Below are 24880 nucleotides of genomic sequence, written 5' to 3'. Positions count from 1 at the left end.
AGGTTCCGAAGCGGTCAGCCCGGGAGGACGAGAACCGGAACCGGGCTGTGCCGCAGGATCTTCGATCCATGTGAGCCCAGGAAAACCCGGGCGACCGCGCCGCCGGGTGAGGTTCCGATCGCCAGGATCTCACCCTCCAGCCAGTCGATGACATCGAGTGCTTCACTCCAGTCGTTGCCGGTGACGACCTGCACCTCGACGCCGTCCCCGATGACGTTGTCGTCCTTCAACCGAATCAGCGCCTGCTGAGCCTGTTTTGCCCATTCCTGCAGGATCGCGTCCTCGGCGTGCAGCCCGACGGTCGGCGGGTACATGTTGCGTCCCCGGACCGCGAAGGTGACCACGCGCAGGGGTGTATCCAGTCTTCGGCTCAGGTCGGTCACCTGCTGGACGACGGCCACCGCTTCGGGGGAGCCCGGGTAGGCACAGGTGATGCGTGCCAGCGCACCGGATTTCGGCCTGCGGTAGCCGCGCGGGCTGATCGCCAGCGGGACCGGGCAGGAGTGCAGCAGCCGATCCGCGGTCGACCCCACCACCACCTGGCCCAATTGGCCGTCCGATGCCGAGCCGAGGACGAGCACCTCGGCGCTGAGCTCGTCAACCGCGTTCAACAGTCCGCCGGATACCGAGCGATGCGCGAATTTGTGGAAGCTGACGTCGAGGCGATCGTCGAGTGCGGATACGTGCTGCCGTGCCTGTTCGGCCGACGATGCTGCCAACTGTGCTGCGTACTCGGCATATTCGGCGTCGACGCGGGCCGGTGACGGGTTCAGCCACGGACGCGGAACGACGGTGGCCACCGCCAGCGAGGTGTTCAGGGTGCGGGCCGCGCCGACCGCGAGGTGCAGTGCCGATGCCCCGCCCTTTCCGGCGAGATACCCGACGACGACGGTCATCGGGTCTCCTCGGCACCGGGGGTGGTCATCACGTCGTCCTCACCGGCGGCCGCACCGGGGATGTATCCGTCGCCGCCGTCGTTGAGGGCACTGTGGTGCCGGCTCCACAAGAGGTAGAACGCGAGGACGAGCGCGACCCAGATGCTGAACCACAGCCAGGTGATGTGCGGCAGGCCGTACAGTACGAACAGGCAGGCCAGCACGGACAGGACCGGCGTCACCGGGTAGCCGGGAACCTTGAAGGATCGAGGCAGGTCCGGCTCCCGCACCCGCAGGAGGATCACGCCGATGGACACCACGATGAACGCCACCAGCGTGCCGATCGAGACCAGATCCCACAGATAATCCAGCGGCACGAATCCGGCCAGGGTGCCGGTCACCGCCGCGACGACGATGGTGTTGTTCACCGGAGTCATGGTGCGCGGGTTCACTTTTGCGAACATCGGCGGCAGCAGGCCGTCGCGGCCCATGGCGAAAAGGATGCGGGTCTGGCCGTACATCACCACCAGGGTCACCGAGAAGATCGAGATCACCGCGCCGAAAGCGAGGATGCTGCTGGCCCACGTCTGACCGTGCAGGATGTTGGTGAGCATCACCGACAGTCCGGCTTCGGACTGCTCGTCGGAACCGAACTCGTCGGCGGACTGGGTGCCCAGGCCGGCGAAGGCGACCAGGATGTAGATGCTGGTGACGACCACCAGCGCGCCGAGGATCGCCCGCGGCATGGTCTTCTGCGGGTTCTTCACCTCGTCACCGGCGGTGGACACGGCGTCCAGGCCGATGAATGTGAAGAAGATGGTGCTGGCAGCGGCGGTGATCCCGGCGAATCCCTTGTCCCAGAAGCCGGCGAAATGATCGGTGGTGAATGCGGTGAACGCGATGGCCACGAACATGCCGAGCACGGCGAGCTTGAGGATCACCATGACGGTGTTGACCGCCGCGGACTCGCTGGCACCGCGGATCAGTAGCAGGGCGCACATGATGATCAGCACCGTTGCGGGCAGGTTGATCAGGCCGGGGTTGTCGCCCCACGGTGCCGCGGACAGTGCGTGCGGCAACCGCCAACCGAACCAGTTGTCCAGCAGCTGATTGAGGTAGCCGCTCCATCCGATCGCGGTCGCCGACATGGATACGCCGTACTCCAGCAGCAGGCAGGCCGCGACGCCCATCGCGATGAATTCGCCCATCGTGGTGTAGGCGTAGGAGTAGGTGGAGCCCGAAACCGGTACGGCCGCCGCCATTTCGGCATAGCAGATCGCCGACAACCCGGCGGCTATGCCGGCCACCACGAACGACACCAGCACAGCGGGGCCGGCTTTGGGAACGGCCTGCTGCAGCACGATGAAGATGCCGGTGCCCACCGTCGCGCCGACGCCGAACAGGGTCAGCTGGAACGTGCCGATACTTCGCCGGAGGTGGTCGGAGGCGCCGTGTGCGACCGGAGCACCGAGAACGGGCCTCCGTCGCAACATCTGGCCGGTCAAGCTGTTGGCTGGGGCGGACATGGTGCCTCCTTGGTGCCGATCAACCGATTATCGGCGCGCCTCGGTCAGGGTGTCAGCGAATTGGTCAACGGCCCAGTCGAGCTCGTCGGCGGTCACCACCAGGGGCGGGGCGAACCGCAGGGTCGAGCCGTGGGTGTCCTTGACCAGCACGCCGCGTTCGGCCAGCGCGAGGCCGAACTGCTTGCCGGTGCCCAGATCCGGGTCGATGTCCACCCCGGCCCATAGGCCCATGCCTCGCACGGCGGTCACCCCGTGCCCGATCAGCCCGGTGAGCCGATCGTGCAGGTGCTCCCCGAGTTGGGTTGAACGGAGCTGGAATTCGCCACGGCGCAGCATGGCGACGACCGTGGTGCCGATGGCCGTGGCCAGCGGGTTGCCGCCGAAGGTGGAGCCGTGTTCGCCGGGGTGCAGCACGCCGAGTACGTCGCGGTCGGCCACGACCGCGGACAGCGGTACCACGCCACCGCCCAGGGCCTTGCCGAGCAGGTACACGTCGGGGACTGCATCCCAGTGTTCGCAGGCGAAGGTGCGTCCGGTGCGGGCCAGGCCGGACTGGATCTCGTCGGCGATCAGCAACACGTTGTTGCGGGTACAGATCTCGCGGACCCGGGGCAGGAAGTCGTCGGGGGGCACGATGATGCCCGCCTCGCCCTGGATCGGCTCGATCAGCACCGCGGCGGTGTTCGCGTCGATCGCATCGGCGAGCGCCCGGTGGTCGCCGAACGGCACCGAGCGGAACCCGGGTGTGTAGGGGCCGAAGCCCCGGCGCGCGGTCTCGTCGTCGGAGAAGCTGATGATCGTGGTGGTGCGACCATGGAAGTTGTTGTGCGCCACGACGATGTTGGTTTCGCCGGCGGGAACGCCCTTGACGTCGGCTCCCCATTTGCGGGCCACCTTGATGCCGCTCTCGACAGCTTCGGCGCCGCTGTTCATGGGAAGCACCATGTCTTTGCCGCACAATTCGGCCAATGCCTGCGCGAACGGACCGAGCCGGTCGGAGTGGAAGGCGCGGCTAACCAGGGTCAGCCGGTCCAGTTGGGCGTGCGCGGCGGCGATGATCTCGGGATTGCGGTGGCCGAAGTTGACGGCCGAATAGGCGGCCAGGCAGTCGAGGTAGCGCCGGCCGGTCACATCGGTGATCCACGCCCCCTCGGCGGTTTCCGCGACGACCGGCAGCGGTGAGTAGTTGTGGGCGACATGGCGATCGTCGAGTGCGATCGCCGATGCGGTCGCCGAATCCGGGGTGGCCTGATTGTCCACACTGTCCAGCATGGTCATGGATGCCGCTCCAGGGTGCAGCATTTGACGGATCCGCCGCCTTTGAGGAGCTCGGACAGATCGACACCGATCGGCTCGAATCCGGCCCGGCGCAGTTGGCCCGCGAACCCGGTGGCGGCCGCGGGCATCACGACGTGCCTGCCGTCGGACACCACGTTCAGGCCGAGGACGTAGGCGTCGGCCGAGCCCACTTCGATGGCGTCGCTGAACAGTTCGGCAATACGTCGGCGGGCGTCGTCGCTGAAGGCCGGGGGATAGTAGGCGATCGTCGAGTCGTCGAGCACGGCCAGTGCGGTGTCGAGGTGATAGAAGCGCGGGTCGACGAGTTCCAGGCTGGTCACCTCCAGGCCGGTGATGGTCGCGATCTCGTCGTGGGCGCGCCGGTCGGTGCGAAAACCGTATCCGGCCAACAATTTCGACCCGACGAGCAGTAGGTCGCCCTGGCCTTCGTTGACGTGGTCGGTGCGGACCGTCCGATAGCCGGCGGCGGCCATCCACTCGGCGTAGGCATCGGCCTCACCGGCCCGCTGCGGGAAGGCGAAGCGGGCCACCACTGCGGTGCCCCCGACCAGGAAGCCGCCGTTGGCGGCGTAGACCATGTCGGGCAGGCCGTCGAGCGGTGTCACCAGGTCGACGGTGTGGCCGAGTTCGCCGTACACCCGGCGCAGCGTGTCCCACTGGGCCAGTGCGAGTGCGGTGTCCACGGGCGTGGAGGTGTCCATCCACGGGTTGATGGCGTATTCGACGGTGAAGTACTCGGGGGCGGTCATGGCGTAGTGGCGGTTCGTCGCGGTCCGTGTCGGTGCCGGCGCGCCCCCGGTTTGGGGCACGGTGCCGTGCACGACTTCGTCGAAAATCGTCATGAATCGACGATATGAAGTGCCGTTGGCGCAATCAATTGCTTCTTGTTGCGTGATATGTAGGGATATATTGCAGAAACTGTGAGCTGACGGCGATTTGTTGCGTGGAGGTCGATGTGGAGCGTCTGGACGACACCGACGAGCGGATTCTGGCCGAGCTCACCGAGCACGCCCGGGCGACATTCGCCGAGATCGGGCAGCGGGTGAATCTGTCGGCGCCCGCGGTCAAGAGGCGGGTCGACCGGATGGTCGCCGACGGGGTGATTCGCGGCTTCACCACCGTGGTCGACCGCAATGTGCTCGGCTGGCGCACCGAGGCATATGTGCAGGTGTTCTGCCAGGGCACCATCTCGCCGGATCAGTTGCGCGCAGCCTGGATCGACATCCCGGAGGTGGTCAGTGCGGCTACGGTGACCGGTACCGCCGACGCCATCCTGCACGTGCTGGCGCGCGACATGCGCCACCTCGAAGAGGCCCTGGAACGCATCCGCTCAACTGCTCGTATCGAGCGCAGCGAGAGCATCGTGGTGCTCACCAATGTCATAGACCGGGGCCGGTCCTGATGTGACCCGGCGGCCTGCGCAAACGTAGGGTGACGCACAACGCTCAACCGCGATCGTGTAAAAACCCCACGTGACTACTTCAACGGGATCAGCGGCGGGCATCGTCATCGTCGGCGGTGGCTTGGCTGCGGCCCGGACGGCCGAACAGCTGCGCCGGTCGGAGTACGCCGGGCCCATCACGATCGTCAGCGACGAGGACCATCTGCCGTACGACCGGCCGCCACTGTCCAAGGAAGTGCTGCGCGCCGAGACCGACGACGTCACGCTCAAGCCGGCCGAGTTCTACGCCGAGAACGACATCACGCTGCGGCTCGGCTCTGCCGCGCAATCGGTGGACACCGCCGCCAAGACGTTGAAGCTCGCCGACGGCAGCGACGTGGCCTACGACGAGCTCGTCATCGCCACCGGACTGGTGCCCAAGCGCATCCGGTCCTTCGGCGATCTGGCCGGCATCCACGTGCTGCGGTCCTACGACGAGAGCATGGCCCTGCGCGAGCACGCCGGCAAGGCCCAGCGCGCCGTGGTGGTCGGAGCGGGCTTCATCGGCTGCGAGGTGGCCGCGAGCCTGCGCAAGCTGGGCGTCGAGGTGTCGCTGGTGGAGCCTCAGCCGACACCGCTGGCCTCGGTGCTGGGCGAGCAGATCGGCGCCCTGGTGACCCGGCTGCACCAGGCCGAAGGCGTCGACGTGCGCTGCGGTGTCGGGGTGTCCGAGGTACGCGGCGCCGACAAGGTCGAGCAGGTGGTGCTCGGTGACGGCACCGAGCTCGACGCCGATCTGGTGGTGGTCGGCATCGGTTCGCACCCGGCGATCGAGTGGCTCGAGGGCAGCGGGATCGAGCTCGACAACGGCGTGGTGTGCGACGAGGTCGGCCGGTCCAGTGCCGCAGGCGTGTGGGCCATCGGAGATGTCGCGTCGTGGCGCGATCACGTGGGCGACCAAGCGCGCGTTGAGCATTGGAGCAACGTCGCCGATCAGGCGCGCGCCATGGTGCCGGCGATCCTGGGCCAGGAGGCCTCACCCGTCGTGTCGGTGCCGTACTTCTGGAGCGATCAGTACGACGTCAAGATCCAGTGTCTGGGCGAGCCCGAGGCCGACGATGTCGTGCACGTGGTCGAGGACGACGGCCGCAAGTTCCTGGCCTTCTACGAGCGCGACGGTGTCGTGGTCGGTGTGGTCGGCGGCGGCATGCCCGGCAAGGTGATGAAGGCCCGCGGCAAGATTGCCGCAGGCGCCCCCATCTCTGACGTCCTGGGCTGACTTTCCCTGCGATTTGTGCACCTGCGGTAACGCCAGGCGTTACCGCAGGTGCACAAATCGCTCTAGAACTGGCCGAGGTAGAACCGGCCGCCCTGGTCGTCGGTGCACTCGGCCATCAGTCCGTAGTCCTGGCGTGACGGCTGCTGCAACACCGTGCCGCCGGCCTCGACGACGCGACTGACGGCGGCCTCGATATCGGCGACCGTCCACATCGGCACGGTCACGGCCCCCTGGGCGCCGCCGGCCACGCCCGCCATCGGCTGACTGCCCTGCACCCCCCAGCCGTCGTCGATCCGGCCGGGTTCGAAGGTCCAGAAGAACAGCCGGCTGTAGAAGGCCTTGAACGCCGTCGAGTCGGGAACCTCGTAGGTGATGTACGAAAGCTCGCCCGGCCCAGCGCCATTGAGTTCGGGTCGAGGGATGGCGGTGGCCGGCCGGAACACCGCGAAGGCCGTTCCGGCCGGGTCGGTGGCATCCAGCACGGTGCCGAAGTCGAACTCCTGGGTCTCGCCTGGCAGGCCGCCGCCTGCCAGGATCGCCTCGCGGGCCCCGTCGAGGTCGGTCACGGCGTAGCAGCAGAACATGGTGGGCGTGCCGGGCATCGGATAGATCCCGATGTGCTGTCGGGTGTTGGTGACCTGGTGGCTGGCCGGGTCGAAGGTCCAGTCCAGCACGTGACCGTAGAACCGGGCGGCGCGTTCGACATCGGGTGCCCAGACCGAGACGTAGCCGACGTCTCCGTGCTGGATGGTCACGGTCGCGCCGGTGGCCGGCCCGGACAGCATCCACCGGTGGCCGAACGGATCGATGATCGTGGCGTTGCGTGCCCCATAGTTCTCATAGGACTCCCGATGCACGACGGCGCCAAGCGCGCGCGCCCGTTCCAGGGTGGCGTCGGTGTCGGCCACGTGCAGCATCAGGCTGACCGAATTGATCTGTGAGACAGGTGCTTTGAGGCCAAGTTCGGGGTACTCGTCGGCCAGGTACAGCACGCCGTCACCGATCTGCAGTTCGGCATGTCCGATGCGGCCGTCATCCATTTCGTACATCTCGCCGACGACGGACGCGCCGAAGGCATCGGCATACCACGCGATGGCCTCACGGGCACCGGCGATCGCCAGGTACGGGATCGCGGCCGCGGCGGGCCGCGAATCGGGCACGGGCCGTGGGGCAGCCGGGGTGGCGGCCGCGGGCTCGTTCAGTTCGGCAATGGCAGTGTCGGTTCCGCTCATGTCAACTCCTTCGGCGTGGGTGGGCAGGGTGAGGGCCGATTCCAGACGCGCGCGCAGCCGGGCCGCGAACGCCGGATCGGGGGAGACCGGGTGGTCGTTGCCGCTCAGCACGGTCAACGGATCGTGGCTGTTGATCACGACGTCCCTCCCTCCGGCAGCGGGTTTCGAGATGGGTACTGGGATCTGAAGGCCCGGCGGGCCCGTACCAGCAGGGCCTCGGTGGCGTGCACCGTGCGGCCGATCAGCTCGGCGCATTCGGGCACCGAGCAGTCGTCGAGGTAGCGCAGGACAAGCACGGTGCGGTGCTGTTCGGGCAGCCGGGCCAGAACCGATTCGGCCACAATGCGATCCAGCTCGGCATCCCAGTCGTCCACCGGATCCACCGGTTCGGGCAGCTCGGCCACCGGCACGGTGAACCGGTCGTGCCGCCGACGGTAATGGTCGGCGAGTTTGTGCCTGGCCACCCCGATCAACCAGGGCACCGAGATCGGCGGCGGCGACGGTCTGCGGGCCGCGTCCATTGCGGCCAGGAACGTCTCCGACGTCAGGTCCTCGGCGGTTCCGCGGTCACCGCAGCGTCGTACGAAGTAGCCGTACACCACCGGCAGGGCCTCGTCGTAGCACTTCAGCAGTACCCGCGGAGCGTCAGTTTCGGCGCTCACACCCTTATCGTCGCCGCCGGGGGCCGAACTCCGACGGGGTTGAGTCAAGAATTTTCGCCGGAAAATCATTGGCCCCGGTCGGGCCGGGTGCGTCATGGTGGTCGGCGTGGTGAACGTCGACGCATTCAAGCGGGACGGGTTCGTCAAGATCGAGCAGGCCGTCCCGGCCGAAATCGCCGATGCGGCCAGGCATCTGCTGTGGACGCAGATCGGGCCGTCCGCGAACGACCCGGCGTCGTGGACCGCCCCGGTGGTGTGGGCGGCCGATCTGACCGGCGCGGGCGCGTTCGGGCAGGTGGTGGGCAGCGCCTCGCTCGCCGACGCCCTGGATCGGATCTGCGGAACCGGCGGATGGGTTCCGCGGGGTTCTCTTGGCAACGTCCCGGTCCGGTTTCCCGTAGATCCGCCCGCACAGGACCGGGGCTGGCACATCGATGCCAACACCCCGCTGCCCGGAGGTCAGTGGGCGGTCAGCGGCCGGCCGCACACTGTTCTGGTGCTCACCCTGCTGTCCGAGGTGGGACCCGATGATGCGCCGACGCGTGTCCGGGTGGGTTCGCACCACGACGTGGCCGGGGTGCTCGGGGAAAAGCCGGTCGACTTCGTCGAAGCCGGTGCGCTCGTGGATGAGGTGAGCCGGGCCCGTCCCGTGGCTCACGCCACCGGACGACCCGGTGACATGTATGTGCTTCATCCCTTCACGGCCCATGCGGCGGACGTACATCGCGGCGGCACACCGCGTTTCATGTCGCAGGCGCCCGTCATGCTCACCGAACGGCTCGGCCCTCGAGGTCCGGAGGCGCTGGCCTGCGTGTGGGACGAGCTAGCGCGGGGCTAGCGCCTCCAGCCCGGGCCGGGCCACCTCGAACGCCTCGCAGATGGCATCCGTCAGGGCGACGGACTCGTCGGCGAGCCAGTGCTCGTACGCCGATAGCGCGACGCCCAGCATGAGCCAGCCCACGGTCTGGGGCATCAGGTCGGCGGGCGCCGCTCCGATCCGCTGCGCCACGTAGGCCGCGATGACCTCGCGCCAACCGGCGTACATCGTCATCGAATATGCCTGCAGTCCAGCGGTTTCCAGGATCACCCGCATGCGCCGGCGGTGTTGGGCCATCTCCTGGTCGTCGTAGGTGTTGAACGACAGCAGGGCCTCGCGCAGGGCCTCGGCCAACGGGATCTCGGTGCTCAGGGAGCTGAGCAGGTCACGCAGGTGCTGCAGGTGGGCGTCGAAGTCTCCCCAGGGGATGGCGTTCTTGGAGGCGTAGTAGCGGAACAGTGTGCGCCGGGCGATGCCGGCGGCCTTGGCCACGTCGTCGACGCTGACCTCGTCGAAGCCGCGGCTGGCGAACAGCGCCAGGGCTACGTCGGTGATGTGGTCCTGCGTGGTGGACGGGCGCCGACCGACCCGGGGCCCGGATGCCTGCCGCATGAAACCCGCCCTTCCATTTGTGCACTCGATGCCATATTCTTGCGACTCAGGTCACAATTGTCGAGACCCACAGTTGCAGGAAAGGTGCGATTCATGGATCAGAACCCGCAGGTTGAAACCGAAACCCAGCTCGTCACCGAGACGCTCGTCGAAGAGGTCTCGATCGACGGTATGTGCGGGGTTTACTGACAGTGTCCGCAGAGGTTACCGATATGGCTGGGCGCACTGGCGTCGTATTCGACCCGGATGTCAGCTGGCGGTTGCACCACCAGGTGGCGGTGCGGCCGGAGCCGTTCGGTGCCCTGCTGTATCACTTCGGAACCCGCAAGCTGTCGTTTCTGAAGAACCGGACGGTCGTCGAGGTGGTCAACTCTCTGGCTGATCACCCCGACGCCCGGTCCGCGTGCCGCGCGGCCGGTATCGCCGACTCCGACCAAGGCCCGTACCTGCACGCGCTGAGCGTGCTGGTGTCCTCGAAGATGCTCATCCCCGGGAACTCACAATGACTTCTGTCGCGCCTGTGCGCACGCCCGTCCCTAGGCTCGTCGACCAGTTCGAAAGTGGACTCGACGCCCCGATCTGCCTGACCTGGGAGCTCACCTACGCCTGCAATCTGGCGTGCGTGCACTGCCTGTCCTCCTCGGGCAAGCGGGATCCGCGCGAGCTGTCCACGCAGCAGTGCAAGGACATCATCGACGAGCTGGAACGCATGCAGGTGTTCTACGTGAACACCGGCGGCGGCGAACCCACTGTGCGCCCGGACTTCTGGGAACTGGTCGACTACGCGACCGAGCACCACGTCGGGGTGAAGTTCTCCACCAACGGCGTGCGCATCACGCCCGAGGTCGCCGCGAAGCTCGCCGCCAGCGACTACGTCGACGTGCAGATCTCCCTGGACGGCGCCAACGCCGAGGTCAACGACGCGGTGCGCGGCAAGGGCTCGTTCGACATGGCCGTGCGGGCGCTGGAAAACCTTGCCGCCGCGGGCTTTTCGGATGCCAAGATCTCGGTGGTGGTCACCCGCCACAACGTCGACCAGCTCGACGAGTTCAAGACGCTGGCCGACCGGTACGGCGCCACGCTGCGGATCACCCGGCTGCGCCCGTCGGGCCGCGGCGCCGACGTCTGGGACGAGCTGCACCCGACCCCGGACCAGCAGCGCCAGCTGTACAACTGGCTGGTCTCCCATGGTGAGCGCGTGCTCACGGGTGACTCGTTCTTCCACCTGTCGGGCCTGGGCGAGCCCGGTGCGCTGGCCGGGCTGAACCTGTGCGGTGCCGGCCGGGTGGTGTGCCTGATCGACCCGGTGGGCGACGTCTACGCCTGCCCGTTCGCCATCCACGACAAGTTCCTGGCCGGAAATATCCTGGAAGACACCGGTTTTGGGGCCGGGTTCCAGAACGTCTGGCAGAACTCCCCGTTGTTCCGCGAGCTGCGCGAGCCCCAGTCGGCCGGCGCCTGCAGCGGCTGCGGGCACTACGACGCGTGCCGTGGCGGCTGCATGGCCGCCAAGTTCTTCACCGGTCTGCCGATGGACGGACCGGACCCCGAGTGCGTCGAAGGCTGGGGCGAGCCGGCCCTGGCGGCCGAGCGCACCAAACCCAAGCCCAGCGGTGACCACTCCCGCGGTACCAAGCAGGGCCCGGTGGCACTGAAGTTGCTCACCAAGCCGCCCGCCCGCATCTGTAACGAAAGTCCGGTGTAATCCATGGCCCGTGATACCTGGTTCGAGACCGTCGCCATTGCCCAGCAAAGGGCGAAGAAGCGCCTCCCCAAGTCCGCCTACTCGTCGCTGATCTCTGCCAGCGAGAAGGGCGTGACGGTCTCCGACAACGTCGAGTCGTTCTCCGAGCTCGGTTTCGCACCGCACGTCGTGGGTGCCACCGAGAAGCGCGAGATGGCGACAACCGTGATGGGGCAAGATATCTCGATGCCGGTGATCATCTCGCCGACTGGCGTTCAGGCGGTCGATCCCGACGGTGAGGTGGCCGTGGCCCGGGCGGCTGCGGCGCGGGGCACTGCCATGGGCCTGTCGTCGTTCGCCAGCAAGCCGATGGAGGAAGTCACCGCCGTCAACGACAAGATCTTCTTCCAGATCTACTGGCTCGGTTCTCGCGACGAGATCGCCGAGCGGGTGCAGCGGGCCAAGGACGCCGGTGCCGTCGGACTCATCGCGACGACGGACTGGAGCTTCAGTCACGGCCGGGACTGGGGTAGCCCGAAGATCCCGGAGCGAATGGACCTGCGCACGATGCTGCGGATGTCTCCGGAGGTGCTCACCAAGCCGCGCTGGCTGTGGAGCTTCGGCAAGCACCTGCGTCCGCCGGACCTGCGCGTGCCCAACCAGGGCCGCCGCGGCGAGCCGGGGCCGACGTTCTTCGAGGCCTACGGGCAGTGGATGGGTACCCCGCCTCCGACCTGGGAGGACATCGCCTGGCTGCGTGAGCAGTGGGGCGGACCGTTCCTGCTCAAGGGCATGGTGCGCGTCGACGACGCCAAACGTGCGGTGGATGCGGGTGTTTCGGCGATCACCGTCTCCAACCACGGTGGAAACAACCTGGACGGGACGCCTGCGGCGATCCGATGCCTGCCTGCCATCGCCGAGGCGGTGGGGGACCAGGTGGAAGTTTTGCTGGACGGCGGGATCCGCCGGGGCAGCGACGTCGTCAAGGCCGTGGCGCTCGGCGCCCGGGCCGTCATGATCGGGCGCGCGTATCTGTGGGGCCTGGCTGCCAACGGCCAGGCGGGCGTCGAGAATGTGTTGGACATTCTCAGCGGTGGCATCGACTCCGTGCTGCGCGGGTTGGGCAAGTCCTCGATCCACGACCTGACGCCGGACGACATCCTGATCCCGGAAGGCTTCACCCGGACCCTCGGCGTTCCGCGCGCCGACGCCTGACGGTTGCTCACGGCGCGTCGCCGCGCCTCGCCGGTGTGGCGTGACAGGGGTGGCAGGAGAGACGTACGTGATGCTCACGGCCGCTGTCCGGAAAGCTAAGGCAAATCAATTGCTGCCCGTGCTCCAACAATTGGCGCACAGTAGGTGAATTCGGCCTACGATCGGCACGTGGCTTTCCCCAGCGGGCTCGGGAACTCAACGTCGAGACAGCTACGCAGCATGTCGCCAATGTTGATCATTCCGGTGGGCTCTACCGAGCAACATGGCCCGCACCTGCCCCTGGACACTGACACACGTATTGCGACGGCCGTCGCCCACGGGGTCCTCGAGCACCTCGACGGCGGTCCGGACGGCGACTGGATGGTCGCACCGCCCGTCTACTACGGCGCCAGCGGCGAGCACGAGGGCTTCCCCGGCACGGTGTCGATCGGCACCGCCGCTTTGCAGTCGTTGCTGGTCGAGTATGGAAGGTCCGCATCGAGCTGGACCTCGAGACTCGTCTTCGTCAATGGTCACGGTGGGAATGTGGAGGCACTGGCGGGCGCCGTGTCCCTGTTGCGCCGGGAGAGCCGCGATGCTGGCTGGGCCCCGTGTGCCGCCGCGGGCGCCGACGCGCATGCGGGGCATACCGAAACATCTGTATTGCTACATATTTCGCCCGGTGATGTCTGGACTGACGACCTGACTGCGGGGAACACGGCCCCGCTGGCCGAGCTGATGCCTGCGATGCGCAGCGGCGGGATCGCGGCAGTCAGCGAAGTCGGTGTCCTCGGTGACCCGACAACCGCCACGGCTGCCGAGGGGGAGCGTATCTTTGCTGAAATGGTCAACGGCTGCGCCGGTCGGATTCAGCGGTGGCAGCCGGACCGGAACGGATTGCTGACATGACCGGACCGAGGCTGCCCGACGGTTTTGCCGTGCAGGTGGATCGCCGTGTCAAGGTGCTCGGGGCCGGCGCGGCCCTCCTCGGCGGGTCGCCGACCCGGTTGCTGCGGCTGGCGCCCACGGCGCAGACCATGCTCAACGGTGGCCGCCTGGAGGTGCACGACGCGCAGAGCGCGCAACTGGCACGGACTTTGCTCGACGCCACGGTCGCCCACCCTCGTCCGCCCAGCGGGCCGTCGCATCGCGATGTGACGGTGGTTATTCCGGTGCGCGACAATGGATCCGGACTGCACCGGCTGATCGCGGCGTTGCGGGGCCTGCGGGTGATCGTGGTCGACGACGGCTCGGCGGTTCCCGTCTCGCAATTGGAGTTCGCCGGGATGCACTGCGATGTGCAGGTGCTCCGGCACCTCCGCAGCAACGGTCCGGCGGCCGCCCGCAACACCGGGCTGGCCGCGTCGGAGACCGACTTCGTGGCGTTCCTCGACTCCGATGTGGTGCCGCGGCGCGGGTGGCTCGAGGCATTGCTCGGACACTTCTGCGACCCGGCGGTGGCGCTGGTCGCACCGCGCATCGTCGGGTTGCACACCGCCGACAATGTGGTCGCGCGGTACGAGGCCGTTCGTTCGTCGTTGGATCTCGGAGTGCGCGAGGCGCCGGTGGTGCCCTACGGCCCGGTGTCCTACGTCCCGAGCGCGGCGATCATCTGCCGGCGGTCGGCGCTGACCGCGGTGGGCGGGTTCGACGAGACCATGCAGTCCGGTGAAGACGTCGACCTTTGCTGGCGCCTGGTCGAGTCCGGCGCCCGGTTGCGGTACGAGCCGATCGCGCTGGTGGCCCACGACCATCGGACAGATCTGCGAGAGTGGTTCCACCGCAAGGCTTTCTACGGCACATCGGCGGCACCGCTGAGCGTCCGGCACCCGGGCAAGACCGCCCCTGTGGTCATCTCCGGATGGACGTTGATGGTGTGGTTGTTCCTGGCCATGGGGTCGTACGTCGGGTATCTGGGCTCCGTGGTGATCGCGATCATCACCGGCCGGCGCATCGCGCGCTCCCTCAGCACCGTGGACACAGAACCCACCGAGGTCGCCGCGGTGACCGCGCGCGGATTGTGGTCGGCAGCCCTGCAGCTGTGTTCGGCGATCTGTCGGCACTACTGGCCGGTGGCCCTGATCGCCGCCCTGCTGTTCCGGCGGGCCAGGCACGCGGTGCTGGTGGCCGCGGTGCTCGACGGCGTGGTCGACTGGGCGAGCCGGCGCGGCAACGCGGACGACGACACCAAACCGGTGGGACTGCTCGCCCACATCCTGCTCAAACGACTCGATGACCTGGCCTATGGGATCGGCTTGTGGACCGGGGTGGTGCGGGAACGTCAGCTTGGCGCGCTCAAGCCACAGCTGCGGAGCTAAACCCAGTTGAGCGATGTCCTGATCATCGGTGCCGGAAGCGCCGGATCAATTCTGGCTGAACGGCTTTCCAGCGATCCCGGCTGTAGCGTCACGGTCGTCGAGGCCGGTCCGGCACCGAGTGACCCGCGGGTGGAGGCGCAGATCACCGACGGCCTGCGGCTGCCGATCGGGACCGCAAGCTCGGTGGTGCGCCACTACGCGTCGGTGCTGACCGAGAATCCGCCCCGGCACACCGAGATCATCCGCGGCTCGGTGGTGGGTGGCTCCGGGGCGGTCAACGGCGGCTACTTCTGCCGAGGATTACCCACCGACTTCGACACCTGGGCAGTGCCAGGGCTGGGGCTGGCAGGATGTGCTGCCGCATTTCCGTGCCATCGAGACCGACCTGGATTTCGACACCCCGCTCCATGGTGACAGTGGGCCGATCACTGTTCGTCGGGTACGCGAATTCGACGGTTGCACAGCATCATTCGTCGACGCCGCAACCCGGTCGGGGTTCGGCTGGATCGATGACCTGAACGGTTCGGATGCCGGCGCGGTGCTGCCCGCCGGGGTCGGGGCGGTTCCGTTGAACATCAACGGCCGCAACAGGGTTGGTCCAGGCGGTGCCTATCTGAAGCCGGCGCTGGAGCGGCCCAATCTCGAGGTGCTGACCGACATGCGGGTTCATCAGGTGTTGTTCCGCGCGAACCGCGCCGTCGGGGTGCGGTGCGACGACGGTGCGGTTCTGCGCGCTGACCGAATTGTGCTGTGTTCCGGTGCGATCGGATCGGCACACCTGTTGCTGCTGTCGGGTGTCGGGCCACCGGCCGACCTTGAGGCGCTCGGCGTCGAGGTGGTGGCCGGCCTGCCCGTCGGAATGCGCACCGTGGACCATCCGGAGTGGGTGCTCCCGGTCTCCTGGGTGCCGACCCATGACCTGCCCCCGTTGGAGGCTGTGCTCACCACGGCCGAGGGTATCGAGGTGCGTCCGTACACAGCGGGATTCGCTGCCATGGTGCACGGACCCGAACATGATCCCGCTGAACTCCCGCACCTCGGTGTGGCGCTGATGCGACCGCACTCCCGTGGGCGGGTCCGGTTGGCCTCGGCGGATCCGACGGTGGCACCGGTGATCGAGCACCGGTACGACACCGTGGCCGAAGACGTCGACGCGCTGCGCCGGGGTGCCGAGCTGGCTCGTGAATTGGTCAGTCACACAGCTGAAGTCGGTGACGCGTTCTGGTCGACGTCGCAGCATCTGGCGGGCACCGCGCCGATGGGAACCGGACCTGATGCGGTACTCGATCCGACCTGTCGGGTGCTGGGGGTCGAGGGCCTGTGGGTCGTGGACGGGTCGATCATGCCCGCCATCACCAGCCGCGGCCCGCACGCGACCATTGCCATGATCGGTCATCGGGCCGCGGAGTTCCTCTCGACCTGAGCCGCCGGATCGCGCGTAGCTGCTGACCGTCGCGGCCGGGAGCCCAGATGCCGACCAACGCCGCGGCCACTCCCAGCACCACCGCCATCACCAGCAGGGCCGAATTCGTCGCATCGAGGAACGCCTGCTTGGCCAACTCTGCGATGGCTGTTCCCTGCGGACCCGACTGCGCGGCCACGGCGAGGGCTTCGGCCAATGAGCCCAGGATCGGCTCGCGTACCTCGGCGGGCAGTCCGGTCAGCTTGGGTCCCAGGTGATTCTGGTAGTTCGCGGCCAGGATCGAGCCGGCCACCGCGATGCCGAGCGCGGCACCGACCTCCCGGGTGGTGTCGTTGACCGCGGAGGCCACCCCCTGCTTCTCGTCCGGAACGGCTCCCATGATGGCCGATGTCGTCGGCGCGGTGCACAGGCCGATGCCGGTGCTGATGATGATCAGCGGCCAGGTGTAGTCGAGGTAGCCGGAGTCGAGCTCGAGCAGGCGCATACACATCAGCCCCGCCGCGATCACCAGCAGGCCCATCGACACGCAGAGCCGCAGGCCCAGCCGGGGCAGGTACCAGTGTGTGGTGGCGCCGAGTGCCAGCACGGGAAGCATCAACGGGCACAGGGCGATTGCGGTTTGGATCGGGCTGTAGCCCATGACCAGCTGGATGTACTGCATGCTGACGAAGAAGTAGCCGAAGTTCGCGAAGAACAGGAAGGTCACGCCCACCGCCCCGGTGGCGAACTCGGGTTTTCTGAACAGCCGGATATCCAGCAGTGGGTGTCGGCGTTTGAGTTGCACGACGGCGAATGCGGCGGCCAGGGCGACGCCGCCCGTCATGCAGCCCCACACGAACGGGTGCGTCCAACCGCGCACCGGAGCCTCGACGACCCCGAGCACGAACACCGCCACTGCGGCGCCGATCAGGATCGCGCCGATCCAGTCCAGCGGTGCGGCGTCCGCATCCCGCGATGAGGGCACGGTGCAGGTCAGGATGAACAACCCCGCTCCGGCGATCGCGAAGGTCGCGAAGATGGACTGCCATCCCCAGAAGTGCAGCAGCCCACCGGTGATCAGGAATCCGAATACGGCCCCCGATCCGACGACGCCGGCCCAGATCCCAATTGCCTTGTTGCGCTCGGATTTCGGTACCGCCGCCGTCAACAGTGACAGGGTGGCCGGCATGATGAAGGCTGCGCCCGCTCCGGCGACCGCACGTGCGACGATCAGGTGGACCGGGTCGTCGTACACCATCGGGGCCACGGAGGCCAGGACGAACACGACGAGCCCCGTCAGCAGCGCGCCGCGTCGGCCATAGCGGTCGCCGATTGCCCCGGCCGGCAGCAGCAGGCACGCCAGCGCCAGGGTGTAGCCGTCGACCACCCAGGTGAGTTGGGCTTGGGTGGCCGCGGTCTGGCGAGCGATGTCGGGCAGCGCCGCATTGAGTGCCACCATCGATGCGATCACGATGGAGACGTCCATGCAGGCCACCGCGAGCAGCCAGTACCGCTGCCGGATCGACAGATAGGCCAGGCCCGGGTGGATATCCTGGCTGGACTCGACGAGGGTGGCGGACATGCTGTGCCCTCCTTCGTCGGCAGAGTTTTGAGACTAACAGTCTCGGAGCGAGACGGTAAGTCTGTTTTTTGGAGGTGTGACGGCGAATGACCCCGGAGAGCGGTGACCCGCGCCCGGCCCGGTCCCGGGCCCGGCTGCTGGAGGCGGCGACGGCGCTGTTGCGGTCCGGTGGGCCCAGTGCGGTCACCGTCGATGCGGTCACTCGGGCCGCCAACGTGGCCAGGGCGACGTTGTACCGGCACTTTCCGAGCGGAAACGACTTGCTGGCAGCGGCATTTCGCGCCCTCATCCCGGCGGCGCCGATGCCGCCGGAAGAAGGCACGCTGCGCGACCGGCTGATCGCGCTGGTTCAGGCGCAGGCCGACTCGATCGCCGAGGCGCCGATCAGTATCACCGCGATGTCATGGCTGGCGCTGGGTGGGGACATGGAGCAACTCCCCTGGCGTTCGGGCGACAGCGCCGAGGTGCGGACCCTTCGTGAGCGGGTGGCCGAGCACTATGCGGTGCCGTTCGAAGCGATCTTCGACAGTCCCGAGGCCATTGCCGAACTCGGCGAGGTGGATCGCACGCAGGCTGCCGCCCTCCTGCTGGGCCCGATCGTGCTCGGCAAGCTCAGCACGTTGGCGGAGTTCGATTACGCCTCATGCGTGCGCGCCGCGGTGGACGGCTTTCTCGCCACCCACCGCACGCCCGCGGCGGAGGTTCAGCGCAGCGAGTAGCGAATCGGCAGGTGCTTGAGGCCGCCGACGAACGTGGTTGCGGAAAGCTCAGGCGTCCCTGCCAATTCGATGGAGTCCAGCCGGCTGAGCAGCTCGGTGAACAAGCTGTTCATCTCCATCCGGGCCAGGGCCGCGCCGAGGCAGAAGTGCACGCCGTACCCGAACGCAAGGTGCTTGTTCGGATCCCGCCCGACGTCGAAGCGGTGCGGCTCGACGAACACGTCCTCGTCACGGTTGCCGGAAACGTAGGCCAGGTAGACGGAATCGCCCTTGGCGATCGGTACGCCGCGCACAGTGGTGTCGGCTGTGGCGGTGCGCATGAACTCCTTGACCGGGGTGGACCACCGGATCATCTCCTCGACCGCCGTGCCCATCAACTCGGGTTGCGCCTTCAGCCTGGCCAGCTGGTCCGGATTCTCGATCAGGGCGTGCAGTCCGCCGGAGATCGCGTCCTTGGTGGTGTCGTGTCCCGCACTGGCGACGATGACGTAATAGGACGCGGTGTCGACGTCGGACAGCGGTTCCCCGTCGATGGTGCCGTTGGCGATGGCCGACGCCAGGTCCTCGGTCGGGTTGGCCCGCCGCGACGCGGTCAGTGTCGAGAAGTAGGTGAAGAAGTCCATCAATACCGCGAGCTGATCCTCCAGTGAGCCACCGTCGCGCTTGTACTCGTCGTCGTCGCCGCCGAACATCTCCTGGGTCAGCATGTGCATGCGCGTGAAGTCCTCTTCGGGCAGCCCGAGCAGCGACATGATCACGTAGAGCGGGAAGTCGACGGCGATCGCGGTGACGAAATCGCACTCGGGGCCGATGTCGCGCATCTTGTCGACGTAGCGCTTGGCGAGCTCGTCGACCCGGACCTTGAGATCGCGCATTGCCTTGGGGCGGAACCAGTCTGCGCCGATGGCCCGAACCTTGCGGTGGTGTGGATCGTCCATGTGGATCAACGTGCGCAGGCCCATGCCGGCCTCGAGCTGTTGCTTCGCGAGGTCGTCGGCCGCCGCGGTTGCCAGCAACGGCCGTGGCTCGCTGATGAACAGGTCGTTGTCCCGCTCGACGGCCATGATGTCGGCGTGTTTGGTGATCGCCCAGAAGGGGCGGTAGGGCCTGTTGTCCACCCAGGCCACCGGATTGTTGGCGCGCAGATGGGTCAGCGCGGTGTGCAGCCGTACGTCGTCGGCATAAGCCGTCGGGTCGGCGAGCACCTTCGCGGCGTCATCCATCGTCGGCGCACTCATACGGACTCCTCACATGACCGGTACTTGACGGGTGTCAATTACAACCATATGTGATCGGCGACACGTAAGGGAGGCGATTCTTGCGATCCGCCCCGTACGCTCGCAGCCATGCGGTCGGGGCGGCGCGCTGTCGCGTTGCTGGCAATGCTGGCGATGCTGGTTGCAGGCTGTGTGCGTGGTGGCGGTGAGGCGGTGAGGCCCGGCCATCCGCCGGGTCCCGCGCAGGGTCACGCCCAGGGGCCGGACCCGGCCGTGGTCCGGATCGCAGCCGGAACCCTGCGCGGCGCAGTGGTATCCGACCACCGGTTGTTCGCCGGGATTCCGTATGCCGCGGCGCCCGTGGGGACGATGCGGTTCGCCGCACCGGCTCCCGCACCGGGATGGCCGGGGGAGCGCGACGCCACCCACCCCGGCCCGCGCTGCATCCAGGACCCCGATTCAGATCCCGAACGCGGAGCCAACTCGGCCGAGGACTGCCTGAGCCTCAATGTCTGGACCCCGCCGGTCTCGGAGGAGAAGCGGCCCGTCATGGTGTGGATCCACGGCGGCGCGTTCGCAGGCGGCAGCGGCGACATCTACGACGCGGGGCGACTGGCCGCGCGCGGCGGCGTTGTCGTGGTCACGGTCAACTACCGGCTCGGCACCCTGGGCTTCCTCGCCCATCCGGCGTTGGGGGCCGGTGGGGACGTCGGCAACTACGGTTTGGCCGATCAGCAGGCGGCGCTGCGGTGGGTGCGGGACAACATCGCCGATTTCGGTGGCGATCCGGAAAAGGTCACTGTCGCGGGTGAATCCGCGGGCGGCATGTCGGTGTGTGACCATCTGGTGTCGCCGGGCTCGGCGGGGTTGTTCCGCGCCGCGATCCTGATGAGCGCCCCGTGCCAGGCTCAGGCCGATCTCGCTGCCGCGACCCCCCGGTCCCTCGAATACGCCGCCGCCGCCGGATGTCCCGACCCCGCGACCGCCGGCACCTGCCTGCGCGCGCTCCCGGTGGATGCACTGCGAAAGCCGGTCTGGTACTTCAATATCGGCAGTGACGAGCTGACCGGCCCGGTCACCGGATCGGCACTGATTCCCCAACCGCCGCTGACGGCGTTCGGCACCGACCGGTCCGAACGGGTGCCGGTGTTGATCGGCACCACGCGCGATGAGTTCACGCTCTTCGTGGCCTTGCGCTATCTGCGGCATGGGCAGCGCTACACGACCGGGGACTACCCGCAGTTGCTGGCCGACACCTTCGGCGCCGATGCCGCGGCCGTGGATGCGCACTACCCGATTGATCGCTACGGCGGTGTGGCGCAGGCATATTCGGCGGCCGTTACCGACGGCGCCTTCGCCTGCGTGTCGGACCGGATGGCCGGTGAGCTGTCCCGCACCGGTCCGGTCTACGCCTACGAGTTCAACGATCGCTCAGCGCCCGCACCGGAGGTCATGCGGACACTGCCGTTCCCGGTCGGGGCCAGTCACTCGCTGGAGCTTCGTTATCTGTTCGACGTCGGCGGGGCGCCCCCGTTGAACCCGGCGCAGCAACAGCTCTCGGATCAGATGATCGACTACTGGAGCGCCTTCGTGCGTACCGGTGATCCCGCGGTCGACGGCCAACCGGACTGGCCGGAGTTCGACGGCTCGGGCACGCCCACCCGAATGTCGTTGCAGGCCGACGGCAGTCGCGTCGACAATGGCTATGCGCACGTTCATCAATGCCCGTTCTGGGCGGGGCTGAGGGAGAAGTGAACTCGATGGCGACACCGGATCCGCAGGCATTCGCCGAAGAATGGGTGAATGCGTGGAACGCCCACGACGTCGAGGCGGTGCTGGCCCATTTTCACGACGACGTGATGTTCAGTTCGCCGGTCGCGGCGCGCATGTTCCCAGAGACCCGGGGAGTGGTGCGGGGCAAGGAATCGTTGCGTCATTACTGGACGACGGCCCTGGCCGGTATGCCGGACCTGCATTTCGAGGTGCTGGGCACCTATCGCGGCGAATCGGCTCTGGTGATCCACTACCGCAATCAGCGTGGCGGACTGGTCAACGAGGTGCTGCTGTTCGACGGCGCCCTGGTGCGCGAAGGACACGGCACCTATCTGGACCAGGGTCTGTGACCTAGGCCGGCGTGACCCAGGTGGTGATGTCGGCGTGCACCACTTCCACGCCGTGCCGGTCGGTGATGCTGACGGGCACCACGACGTCGGTGCCCTCGGTGATCGCGCCGAAATCCGGCGGTGCGAGCTCCGCGGTGGCACGCAACGAGGTTGTCGCCTTCGCGAGGTACTGCACGTTCATCGCCTTGGGGATCCAGCGGTGCGTCGTCGGCACGGTGGCCTCCATCAACATGCCCATCGCCATCTCGGCGGCGTTGCACGACGCGATGGCGTGCACGGTGTGCAGATGGTTGTAGACGTAGAACCACTTGGGCACCGTCACCTCGGCCAGCCCCGGTTCCATGCGCACCACGTGCGGCAGGATCGACGCGAAGTAGGGCACCCGGGCCATGGCGGCGGCGGAGAACGCCCAGCTGCCGCCGGGTAGCGGTGACAACTTCTTCCATGCTCTATAGGTGGCGCTGGGTGTCCTCGTGGGCGACTGCGTCATGCGCGATACCTTACTCAAAAGTAAGTTCCGGGCCCTGAGTGTGATCGGGTCGCGTTCGTAACGTGGTGGCGCTCGGCGGCGACTTTTTCCGCCCTCACGTTACAAACGCGGGCGGCGAGCCCGGAGGTGCGCCGAAATCCCCTGGAAAGCCGGAACTCGGACACCGTTTTTCCCGGCCGCACCGACAGGCCCCGACCTGCTCGATCGCGGATTTGGAGGACGCCCGGATCTAAGGCATACTGTTCGGGTTGCCTTGCGCCGGGTATTCCTGGCCGGGCATCCGACCCGCGCCCCCACGGGCGCATCCGGTCCCAACACTAGATCGCGACTGAATTTTCAGGGCGAGAAAGTGTGCGCGAAGGCGACACGCCCGACCGCGGGGGCCGGTGGACCACAGACAGGTAAACAGCGGCGGCAACTCTCGGCGTAACCCGCGCCGGGCACCAGGCCCGACGGAGCTTCGATGGGATTCCCCATCGGTGCTTCGATACGGCCGGCCGATGTACGAAGTAGAGGTAGGAGAAGCGTGGCGGGACAGAAGATCCGCATCAGGCTCAAGGCCTACGACCATGAGGCCATTGATGCCTCGGCGCGCAAGATCGTCGAGACGGTCACCCGTACCGGTGCCAGCGTGGTCGGCCCTGTGCCGCTGCCGACCGAGAAGAACGTGTACTGCGTCATTCGGTCGCCGCACAAGTACAAGGACTCGCGGGAGCATTTCGAAATGCGCACCCACAAGCGACTGATCGACATCCTCGACCCGACGCCGAAGACGGTTGACGCGCTCATGCGCATCGATCTGCCGGCCAGTGTCGACGTCAACATCCAGTAGGAGACCCGAGAAAAATGGCTAGAAAAGGCATTTTGGGCACCAAGCTGGGCATGACGCAGGTGTTCGACGAGAACAACAAAGTCGTCCCGGTGACGGTCGTCAAGGCCGGCCCCAACGTGGTGACCCTTATCCGTACCCCCGAGCGCGACGGCTACAGCGCCGTGCAGCTCGCCTATGGCGAGATCAGCCCGCGCAAGGTCAACAAGCCCGTCACCGGCCAGTACGCCGCCGCGGGTGTCAACCCGCGCCGCCACCTGGCTGAGCTGCGGGTCGACGAGGCTGCAGCCGCCGAGTACGAGGTGGGCCAGGAGCTGACCGCCGAGATCTTCGCCGACGGTGCTTACGTCGACGTGACCGGCACCAGCAAGGGCAAGGGCTTCGCCGGCACCATGAAGCGTCACGGCTTCGCCGGCCAGGGCGCCTCGCACGGCGCCCAGGCGGTGCACCGTCGCCCCGGCTCGATCGGTGGCTGCGCCACCCCGGGCCGCGTGTTCAAGGGCACCCGGATGTCGGGCCGTATGGGCCACGACCGGGTGACCACGCAGAACCTCAAGGTTCACAAGGTCGATGCCGAGAACGGCGTGCTGCTCATCAAGGGCGCCATCCCCGGACGCAACGGTGGTCTGGTGGTTGTCCGCAGCGCAATCAAGCGAGGCGAGAAGTAATGACTTTGAAGATTGACGTTAAGACGCCGGCCGGAAAGACGGACGGTTCCGTCGAGCTGCCCGCCGCTTTGTTCGACGTCGAGCCGAACATCGCTCTGATGCACCAGGTCGTCAACGCACAGTTGGCCGCCAAGCGCCAGGGCACGCACGCGACGAAGACCCGCGCGCAGGTCTCCGGTGGCGGCAAGAAGCCGTACCGCCAGAAGGGCACCGGCCGGGCTCGTCAGGGCTCGACCCGCGCGCCGCAGTTCACCGGTGGTGGCGTCGTGCACGGCCCGCAGCCGCGCGACTACAGCCAGCGGACCCCGAAGAAGATGATCGCCGCCGCCCTGCGCGGAGCGCTCTCGGACCGGGCCCGCAACGAGCGGATCCACGCGATCACCGAGCTGGTCGAGGGTCAGAATCCGTCGACCAAGAGCGCCAAGGCGTTCCTGAGCTCGCTGACCGAGAACAAGAAGGTTCTCATCGTCATCGGTCGCACCGATGAGGTCGGGCTCAAGAGCGTCCGCAACCTGCCCGGTGTGCACGTGATCTCGCCGGATCAGCTCAACACCTACGACGTGCTCAATGCCGACGACCTGGTGTTCAGCGTCGAGGCGCTGAACGCGTACATCTCGGCGAACACCAAGGACGAAAAAGAAGGAGCGTCGGTCTGATGGCAACAATTACAGACCCCCGCGACATCATCCTGGCCCCGGTCATCTCGGAGAAGTCGTACGGGCTGATCGAGGACAACGTGTACACGTTCGTCGTGCACCCGGACTCCAACAAGACGCAGATCAAGATCGCCATCGAGAAGATCTTCGACGTCAAGGTGAGCTCGGTGAACACGGCCAACCGGCAGGGCAAGCGCAAGCGCACCCGCTCGGGCTTCGGTAAGCGCAAGGACACCAAGCGCGCCATCGTCACCCTGGCCGCCGGCAGCAAGCCGATCGAACTTTTCGGAGCCCCGGCGTAACGCCGGGAACTAA

General features: G+C 67.3%; 26 protein-coding genes and 1 pseudogene. 17 read left to right on the top strand and 10 right to left on the bottom strand.

Features of this window, described 5'->3' with window-relative positions:
- Window positions 1-14: 14 nt before the first annotated feature.
- Genes ACNQVK_RS30690 through ddaH form a run of 4 tightly spaced genes read right to left on the bottom strand, consistent with a single transcriptional unit; the run spans window position 15 to window position 4542 of the window.
- Window positions 15-896, bottom strand: coding sequence for a universal stress protein (locus ACNQVK_RS30690; protein WP_418032523.1), 882 nt, complete (start codon window positions 894-896; stop codon window positions 15-17).
- Complete coding sequence (locus tag ACNQVK_RS30685) at window positions 893-2401, bottom strand: amino acid permease (protein WP_418032522.1); 1509 nt, start codon at window positions 2399-2401, stop codon at window positions 893-895. The genes ACNQVK_RS30690 and ACNQVK_RS30685 overlap by 4 nt, the downstream gene beginning before the upstream one ends.
- Before the next feature lie 27 nt (window positions 2402-2428).
- Window positions 2429-3679 carry an ornithine--oxo-acid transaminase gene (gene rocD, locus ACNQVK_RS30680; protein ID WP_418032521.1) on the bottom strand — a complete coding sequence of 417 codons (1251 nt, stop codon included), beginning with the start codon at window positions 3677-3679 and terminating at the stop codon, window positions 2429-2431.
- Window positions 3676-4542 carry a dimethylargininase gene (ddaH, locus tag ACNQVK_RS30675; protein WP_418032520.1) on the bottom strand — a complete coding sequence of 289 codons (867 nt, stop codon included), beginning with the start codon at window positions 4540-4542 and terminating at the stop codon, window positions 3676-3678. Before ddaH ends, rocD begins: the two co-directional genes overlap by 4 nt.
- A 113-nt stretch (window positions 4543-4655) precedes the next feature.
- Here ddaH and ACNQVK_RS30670 point away from each other — a divergent pair, with 113 nt between their 5' ends.
- Together ACNQVK_RS30670 and ACNQVK_RS30665 are read left to right on the top strand one after the other, a co-directional pair.
- On the top strand, window positions 4656-5102 hold the full coding sequence (locus ACNQVK_RS30670) for an Lrp/AsnC family transcriptional regulator (RefSeq protein ID WP_418032519.1): 447 nt from the start codon (window positions 4656-4658) through the stop codon (window positions 5100-5102).
- 70 nt (window positions 5103-5172) lie between these two features.
- The gene (locus ACNQVK_RS30665) at window positions 5173-6360 is read left to right on the top strand and encodes an NAD(P)/FAD-dependent oxidoreductase (protein WP_418032518.1); all 1188 of its coding nucleotides are present in this window, start codon (window positions 5173-5175) and stop codon (window positions 6358-6360) included.
- 62 nt (window positions 6361-6422) lie between these two features.
- Here ACNQVK_RS30665 and ACNQVK_RS30660 read toward each other — a convergent pair whose 3' ends face one another.
- Window positions 6423-7730, bottom strand: coding sequence for a VOC family protein (locus ACNQVK_RS30660; RefSeq protein WP_418032517.1), 1308 nt, complete (start codon window positions 7728-7730; stop codon window positions 6423-6425).
- The gene (locus ACNQVK_RS30655; protein ID WP_418032516.1) at window positions 7727-8254 is read right to left on the bottom strand and encodes an RNA polymerase sigma factor; all 528 of its coding nucleotides are present in this window, start codon (window positions 8252-8254) and stop codon (window positions 7727-7729) included. Before ACNQVK_RS30655 ends, ACNQVK_RS30660 begins: the two co-directional genes overlap by 4 nt.
- A gap of 106 nt (window positions 8255-8360) precedes the next feature.
- Here ACNQVK_RS30655 and ACNQVK_RS30650 point away from each other — a divergent pair, with 106 nt between their 5' ends.
- The gene (locus ACNQVK_RS30650; RefSeq protein ID WP_418032515.1) at window positions 8361-9092 is read left to right on the top strand and encodes a mitomycin antibiotics/polyketide fumonisin biosynthesis protein; all 732 of its coding nucleotides are present in this window, start codon (window positions 8361-8363) and stop codon (window positions 9090-9092) included.
- On the opposite strand, the gene mftR is transcribed toward ACNQVK_RS30650, so the two are convergent.
- Window positions 9078-9683 (bottom strand): mycofactocin system transcriptional regulator, encoded by a 606-nt coding sequence (gene mftR / locus ACNQVK_RS30645; RefSeq protein ID WP_418032514.1) that lies wholly within the window; start codon window positions 9681-9683, stop codon window positions 9078-9080. The genes ACNQVK_RS30650 and mftR overlap by 15 nt on opposite strands.
- A 93-nt stretch (window positions 9684-9776) precedes the next feature.
- Between mftR and mftA the strand changes: the two genes are divergently transcribed.
- The 7 genes and pseudogenes from mftA to mftG all read left to right on the top strand — a co-directional run bounded on the left by mftA (window position 9777) and on the right by mftG (window position 16302).
- Window positions 9777-9872 carry a mycofactocin precursor MftA gene (gene mftA / locus ACNQVK_RS30640; RefSeq protein ID WP_019344466.1) on the top strand — a complete coding sequence of 32 codons (96 nt, stop codon included), beginning with the start codon at window positions 9777-9779 and terminating at the stop codon, window positions 9870-9872.
- 23 nt (window positions 9873-9895) lie between these two features.
- On the top strand, window positions 9896-10189 hold the full coding sequence (mftB, locus tag ACNQVK_RS30635; protein WP_019344465.1) for a mycofactocin biosynthesis chaperone MftB: 294 nt from the start codon (window positions 9896-9898) through the stop codon (window positions 10187-10189).
- Between the two features lie 14 nt (window positions 10190-10203).
- Entirely contained in the window at window positions 10204-11388 is a 1185-nt protein-coding gene (mftC, locus tag ACNQVK_RS30630; protein ID WP_418034436.1) for a mycofactocin radical SAM maturase, read from the top strand.
- Between the two features lie 3 nt (window positions 11389-11391).
- Complete coding sequence (gene mftD / locus ACNQVK_RS30625) at window positions 11392-12582, top strand: pre-mycofactocin synthase MftD (RefSeq protein WP_418032513.1); 1191 nt, start codon at window positions 11392-11394, stop codon at window positions 12580-12582.
- 144 nt (window positions 12583-12726) lie between these two features.
- Window positions 12727-13470 carry a mycofactocin biosynthesis peptidyl-dipeptidase MftE gene (gene mftE, locus ACNQVK_RS30620; RefSeq protein ID WP_418032512.1) on the top strand — a complete coding sequence of 248 codons (744 nt, stop codon included), beginning with the start codon at window positions 12727-12729 and terminating at the stop codon, window positions 13468-13470.
- The gene (gene mftF, locus ACNQVK_RS30615; RefSeq protein WP_418032511.1) at window positions 13467-14879 is read left to right on the top strand and encodes a mycofactocin biosynthesis glycosyltransferase MftF; all 1413 of its coding nucleotides are present in this window, start codon (window positions 13467-13469) and stop codon (window positions 14877-14879) included. The genes mftE and mftF overlap by 4 nt, the downstream gene beginning before the upstream one ends.
- A 6-nt stretch (window positions 14880-14885) precedes the next feature.
- Window positions 14886-16302, top strand: a pseudogene (gene mftG / locus ACNQVK_RS30610) (mycofactocin system GMC family oxidoreductase MftG).
- Here the strand turns inward: mftG and ACNQVK_RS30605 are convergent.
- Window positions 16232-17863 carry an MFS transporter gene (locus ACNQVK_RS30605; RefSeq protein ID WP_418032510.1) on the bottom strand — a complete coding sequence of 544 codons (1632 nt, stop codon included), beginning with the start codon at window positions 17861-17863 and terminating at the stop codon, window positions 16232-16234. The pseudogene mftG and the gene ACNQVK_RS30605 overlap by 71 nt on opposite strands.
- Window positions 17864-17949: 86 nt before the next feature.
- Here ACNQVK_RS30605 and ACNQVK_RS30600 point away from each other — a divergent pair, with 86 nt between their 5' ends.
- Entirely contained in the window at window positions 17950-18582 is a 633-nt protein-coding gene (locus ACNQVK_RS30600) for a TetR/AcrR family transcriptional regulator (RefSeq protein WP_418032509.1), read from the top strand.
- Here the strand turns inward: ACNQVK_RS30600 and ACNQVK_RS30595 are convergent.
- On the bottom strand, window positions 18567-19820 hold the full coding sequence (locus ACNQVK_RS30595; RefSeq protein ID WP_418032508.1) for a cytochrome P450: 1254 nt from the start codon (window positions 19818-19820) through the stop codon (window positions 18567-18569). The two genes, ACNQVK_RS30600 and ACNQVK_RS30595, sit on opposite strands and share 16 nt — an antisense overlap.
- A 108-nt stretch (window positions 19821-19928) precedes the next feature.
- On the opposite strand from ACNQVK_RS30595, the gene ACNQVK_RS30590 reads away from it, so the two are divergent.
- Both ACNQVK_RS30590 and ACNQVK_RS30585 read left to right on the top strand, forming a co-directional pair.
- The gene (locus ACNQVK_RS30590; RefSeq protein WP_418032507.1) at window positions 19929-21554 is read left to right on the top strand and encodes a carboxylesterase/lipase family protein; all 1626 of its coding nucleotides are present in this window, start codon (window positions 19929-19931) and stop codon (window positions 21552-21554) included.
- A gap of 5 nt (window positions 21555-21559) precedes the next feature.
- Window positions 21560-21922 (top strand): nuclear transport factor 2 family protein, encoded by a 363-nt coding sequence (locus tag ACNQVK_RS30585; protein WP_418032506.1) that lies wholly within the window; start codon window positions 21560-21562, stop codon window positions 21920-21922.
- A 1-nt stretch (window position 21923) separates the two neighbouring features.
- Here ACNQVK_RS30585 and ACNQVK_RS30580 read toward each other — a convergent pair whose 3' ends face one another.
- Window positions 21924-22412, bottom strand: a complete 489-nt coding sequence (locus ACNQVK_RS30580) for a hotdog fold domain-containing protein (RefSeq protein ID WP_418032505.1) — start codon at window positions 22410-22412, stop codon at window positions 21924-21926.
- A 526-nt stretch (window positions 22413-22938) separates the two neighbouring features.
- Here ACNQVK_RS30580 and rpsJ point away from each other — a divergent pair.
- Genes rpsJ through rplW form a run of 4 tightly spaced genes read left to right on the top strand, consistent with a single transcriptional unit; the run spans window position 22939 to window position 24867 of the window.
- Window positions 22939-23244, top strand: coding sequence for a 30S ribosomal protein S10 (gene rpsJ / locus ACNQVK_RS30575; protein WP_003883485.1), 306 nt, complete (start codon window positions 22939-22941; stop codon window positions 23242-23244).
- A gap of 14 nt (window positions 23245-23258) precedes the next feature.
- The gene (gene rplC / locus ACNQVK_RS30570; protein ID WP_044516127.1) at window positions 23259-23909 is read left to right on the top strand and encodes a 50S ribosomal protein L3; all 651 of its coding nucleotides are present in this window, start codon (window positions 23259-23261) and stop codon (window positions 23907-23909) included.
- Window positions 23909-24565, top strand: a complete 657-nt coding sequence (rplD, locus tag ACNQVK_RS30565; protein ID WP_418032504.1) for a 50S ribosomal protein L4 — start codon at window positions 23909-23911, stop codon at window positions 24563-24565. Before rplC ends, rplD begins: the two co-directional genes overlap by 1 nt.
- Window positions 24565-24867 (top strand): 50S ribosomal protein L23, encoded by a 303-nt coding sequence (gene rplW / locus ACNQVK_RS30560; protein WP_044516131.1) that lies wholly within the window; start codon window positions 24565-24567, stop codon window positions 24865-24867. Before rplD ends, rplW begins: the two co-directional genes overlap by 1 nt.
- Window positions 24868-24880 lie beyond the last annotated feature (13 nt).

Origin of the sequence: Mycobacterium sp. 134, assembly GCF_048282715.1 — a bacterium.
Taxonomy (GTDB): Bacteria; Actinomycetota; Actinomycetes; order Mycobacteriales; family Mycobacteriaceae; genus Mycobacterium; species Mycobacterium septicum.
Note: the sequence above shows the minus strand (reverse complement) of the source record. Positions and strands in the feature narration are given on the sequence as shown.

Excerpts from the sequence above, each read along its gene's own strand:
- rplW (WP_044516131.1), top strand. The coding sequence starts at position 24,565 with ATGGCAACAATTACAGACCCCCGCGACATCATCCTGGCCCCGGTCATC.
- rplC (WP_044516127.1), top strand. The coding sequence starts at position 23,259 with ATGGCTAGAAAAGGCATTTTGGGCACCAAGCTGGGCATGACGCAGGTG.
- ACNQVK_RS30585 (WP_418032506.1), top strand. The coding sequence starts at position 21,560 with ATGGCGACACCGGATCCGCAGGCATTCGCCGAAGAATGGGTGAATGCG.
- ACNQVK_RS30690 (WP_418032523.1), bottom strand. The coding sequence starts at position 896 with ATGACCGTCGTCGTCGGGTATCTCGCCGGAAAGGGCGGGGCATCGGCA.
- rplD (WP_418032504.1), top strand. The coding sequence starts at position 23,909 with ATGACTTTGAAGATTGACGTTAAGACGCCGGCCGGAAAGACGGACGGT.
- ACNQVK_RS30605 (WP_418032510.1), bottom strand. The coding sequence starts at position 17,863 with ATGTCCGCCACCCTCGTCGAGTCCAGCCAGGATATCCACCCGGGCCTG.
- ACNQVK_RS30685 (WP_418032522.1), bottom strand. The coding sequence starts at position 2,401 with ATGTCCGCCCCAGCCAACAGCTTGACCGGCCAGATGTTGCGACGGAGG.
- ddaH (WP_418032520.1), bottom strand. The coding sequence starts at position 4,542 with ATGACGATTTTCGACGAAGTCGTGCACGGCACCGTGCCCCAAACCGGG.
- rocD (WP_418032521.1), bottom strand. The coding sequence starts at position 3,679 with ATGACCATGCTGGACAGTGTGGACAATCAGGCCACCCCGGATTCGGCG.
- ACNQVK_RS30595 (WP_418032508.1), bottom strand. The coding sequence starts at position 19,820 with ATGAGTGCGCCGACGATGGATGACGCCGCGAAGGTGCTCGCCGACCCG.
- mftD (WP_418032513.1), top strand. The coding sequence starts at position 11,392 with ATGGCCCGTGATACCTGGTTCGAGACCGTCGCCATTGCCCAGCAAAGG.
- ACNQVK_RS30600 (WP_418032509.1), top strand. The coding sequence starts at position 17,950 with ATGACCCCGGAGAGCGGTGACCCGCGCCCGGCCCGGTCCCGGGCCCGG.
- ACNQVK_RS30590 (WP_418032507.1), top strand. The coding sequence starts at position 19,929 with ATGCGGTCGGGGCGGCGCGCTGTCGCGTTGCTGGCAATGCTGGCGATG.
- mftA (WP_019344466.1), top strand. The coding sequence starts at position 9,777 with ATGGATCAGAACCCGCAGGTTGAAACCGAAACCCAGCTCGTCACCGAG.
- ACNQVK_RS30580 (WP_418032505.1), bottom strand. The coding sequence starts at position 22,412 with ATGACGCAGTCGCCCACGAGGACACCCAGCGCCACCTATAGAGCATGG.
- mftB (WP_019344465.1), top strand. The coding sequence starts at position 9,896 with ATGGCTGGGCGCACTGGCGTCGTATTCGACCCGGATGTCAGCTGGCGG.
- mftR (WP_418032514.1), bottom strand. The coding sequence starts at position 9,683 with ATGCGGCAGGCATCCGGGCCCCGGGTCGGTCGGCGCCCGTCCACCACG.
- mftF (WP_418032511.1), top strand. The coding sequence starts at position 13,467 with ATGACCGGACCGAGGCTGCCCGACGGTTTTGCCGTGCAGGTGGATCGC.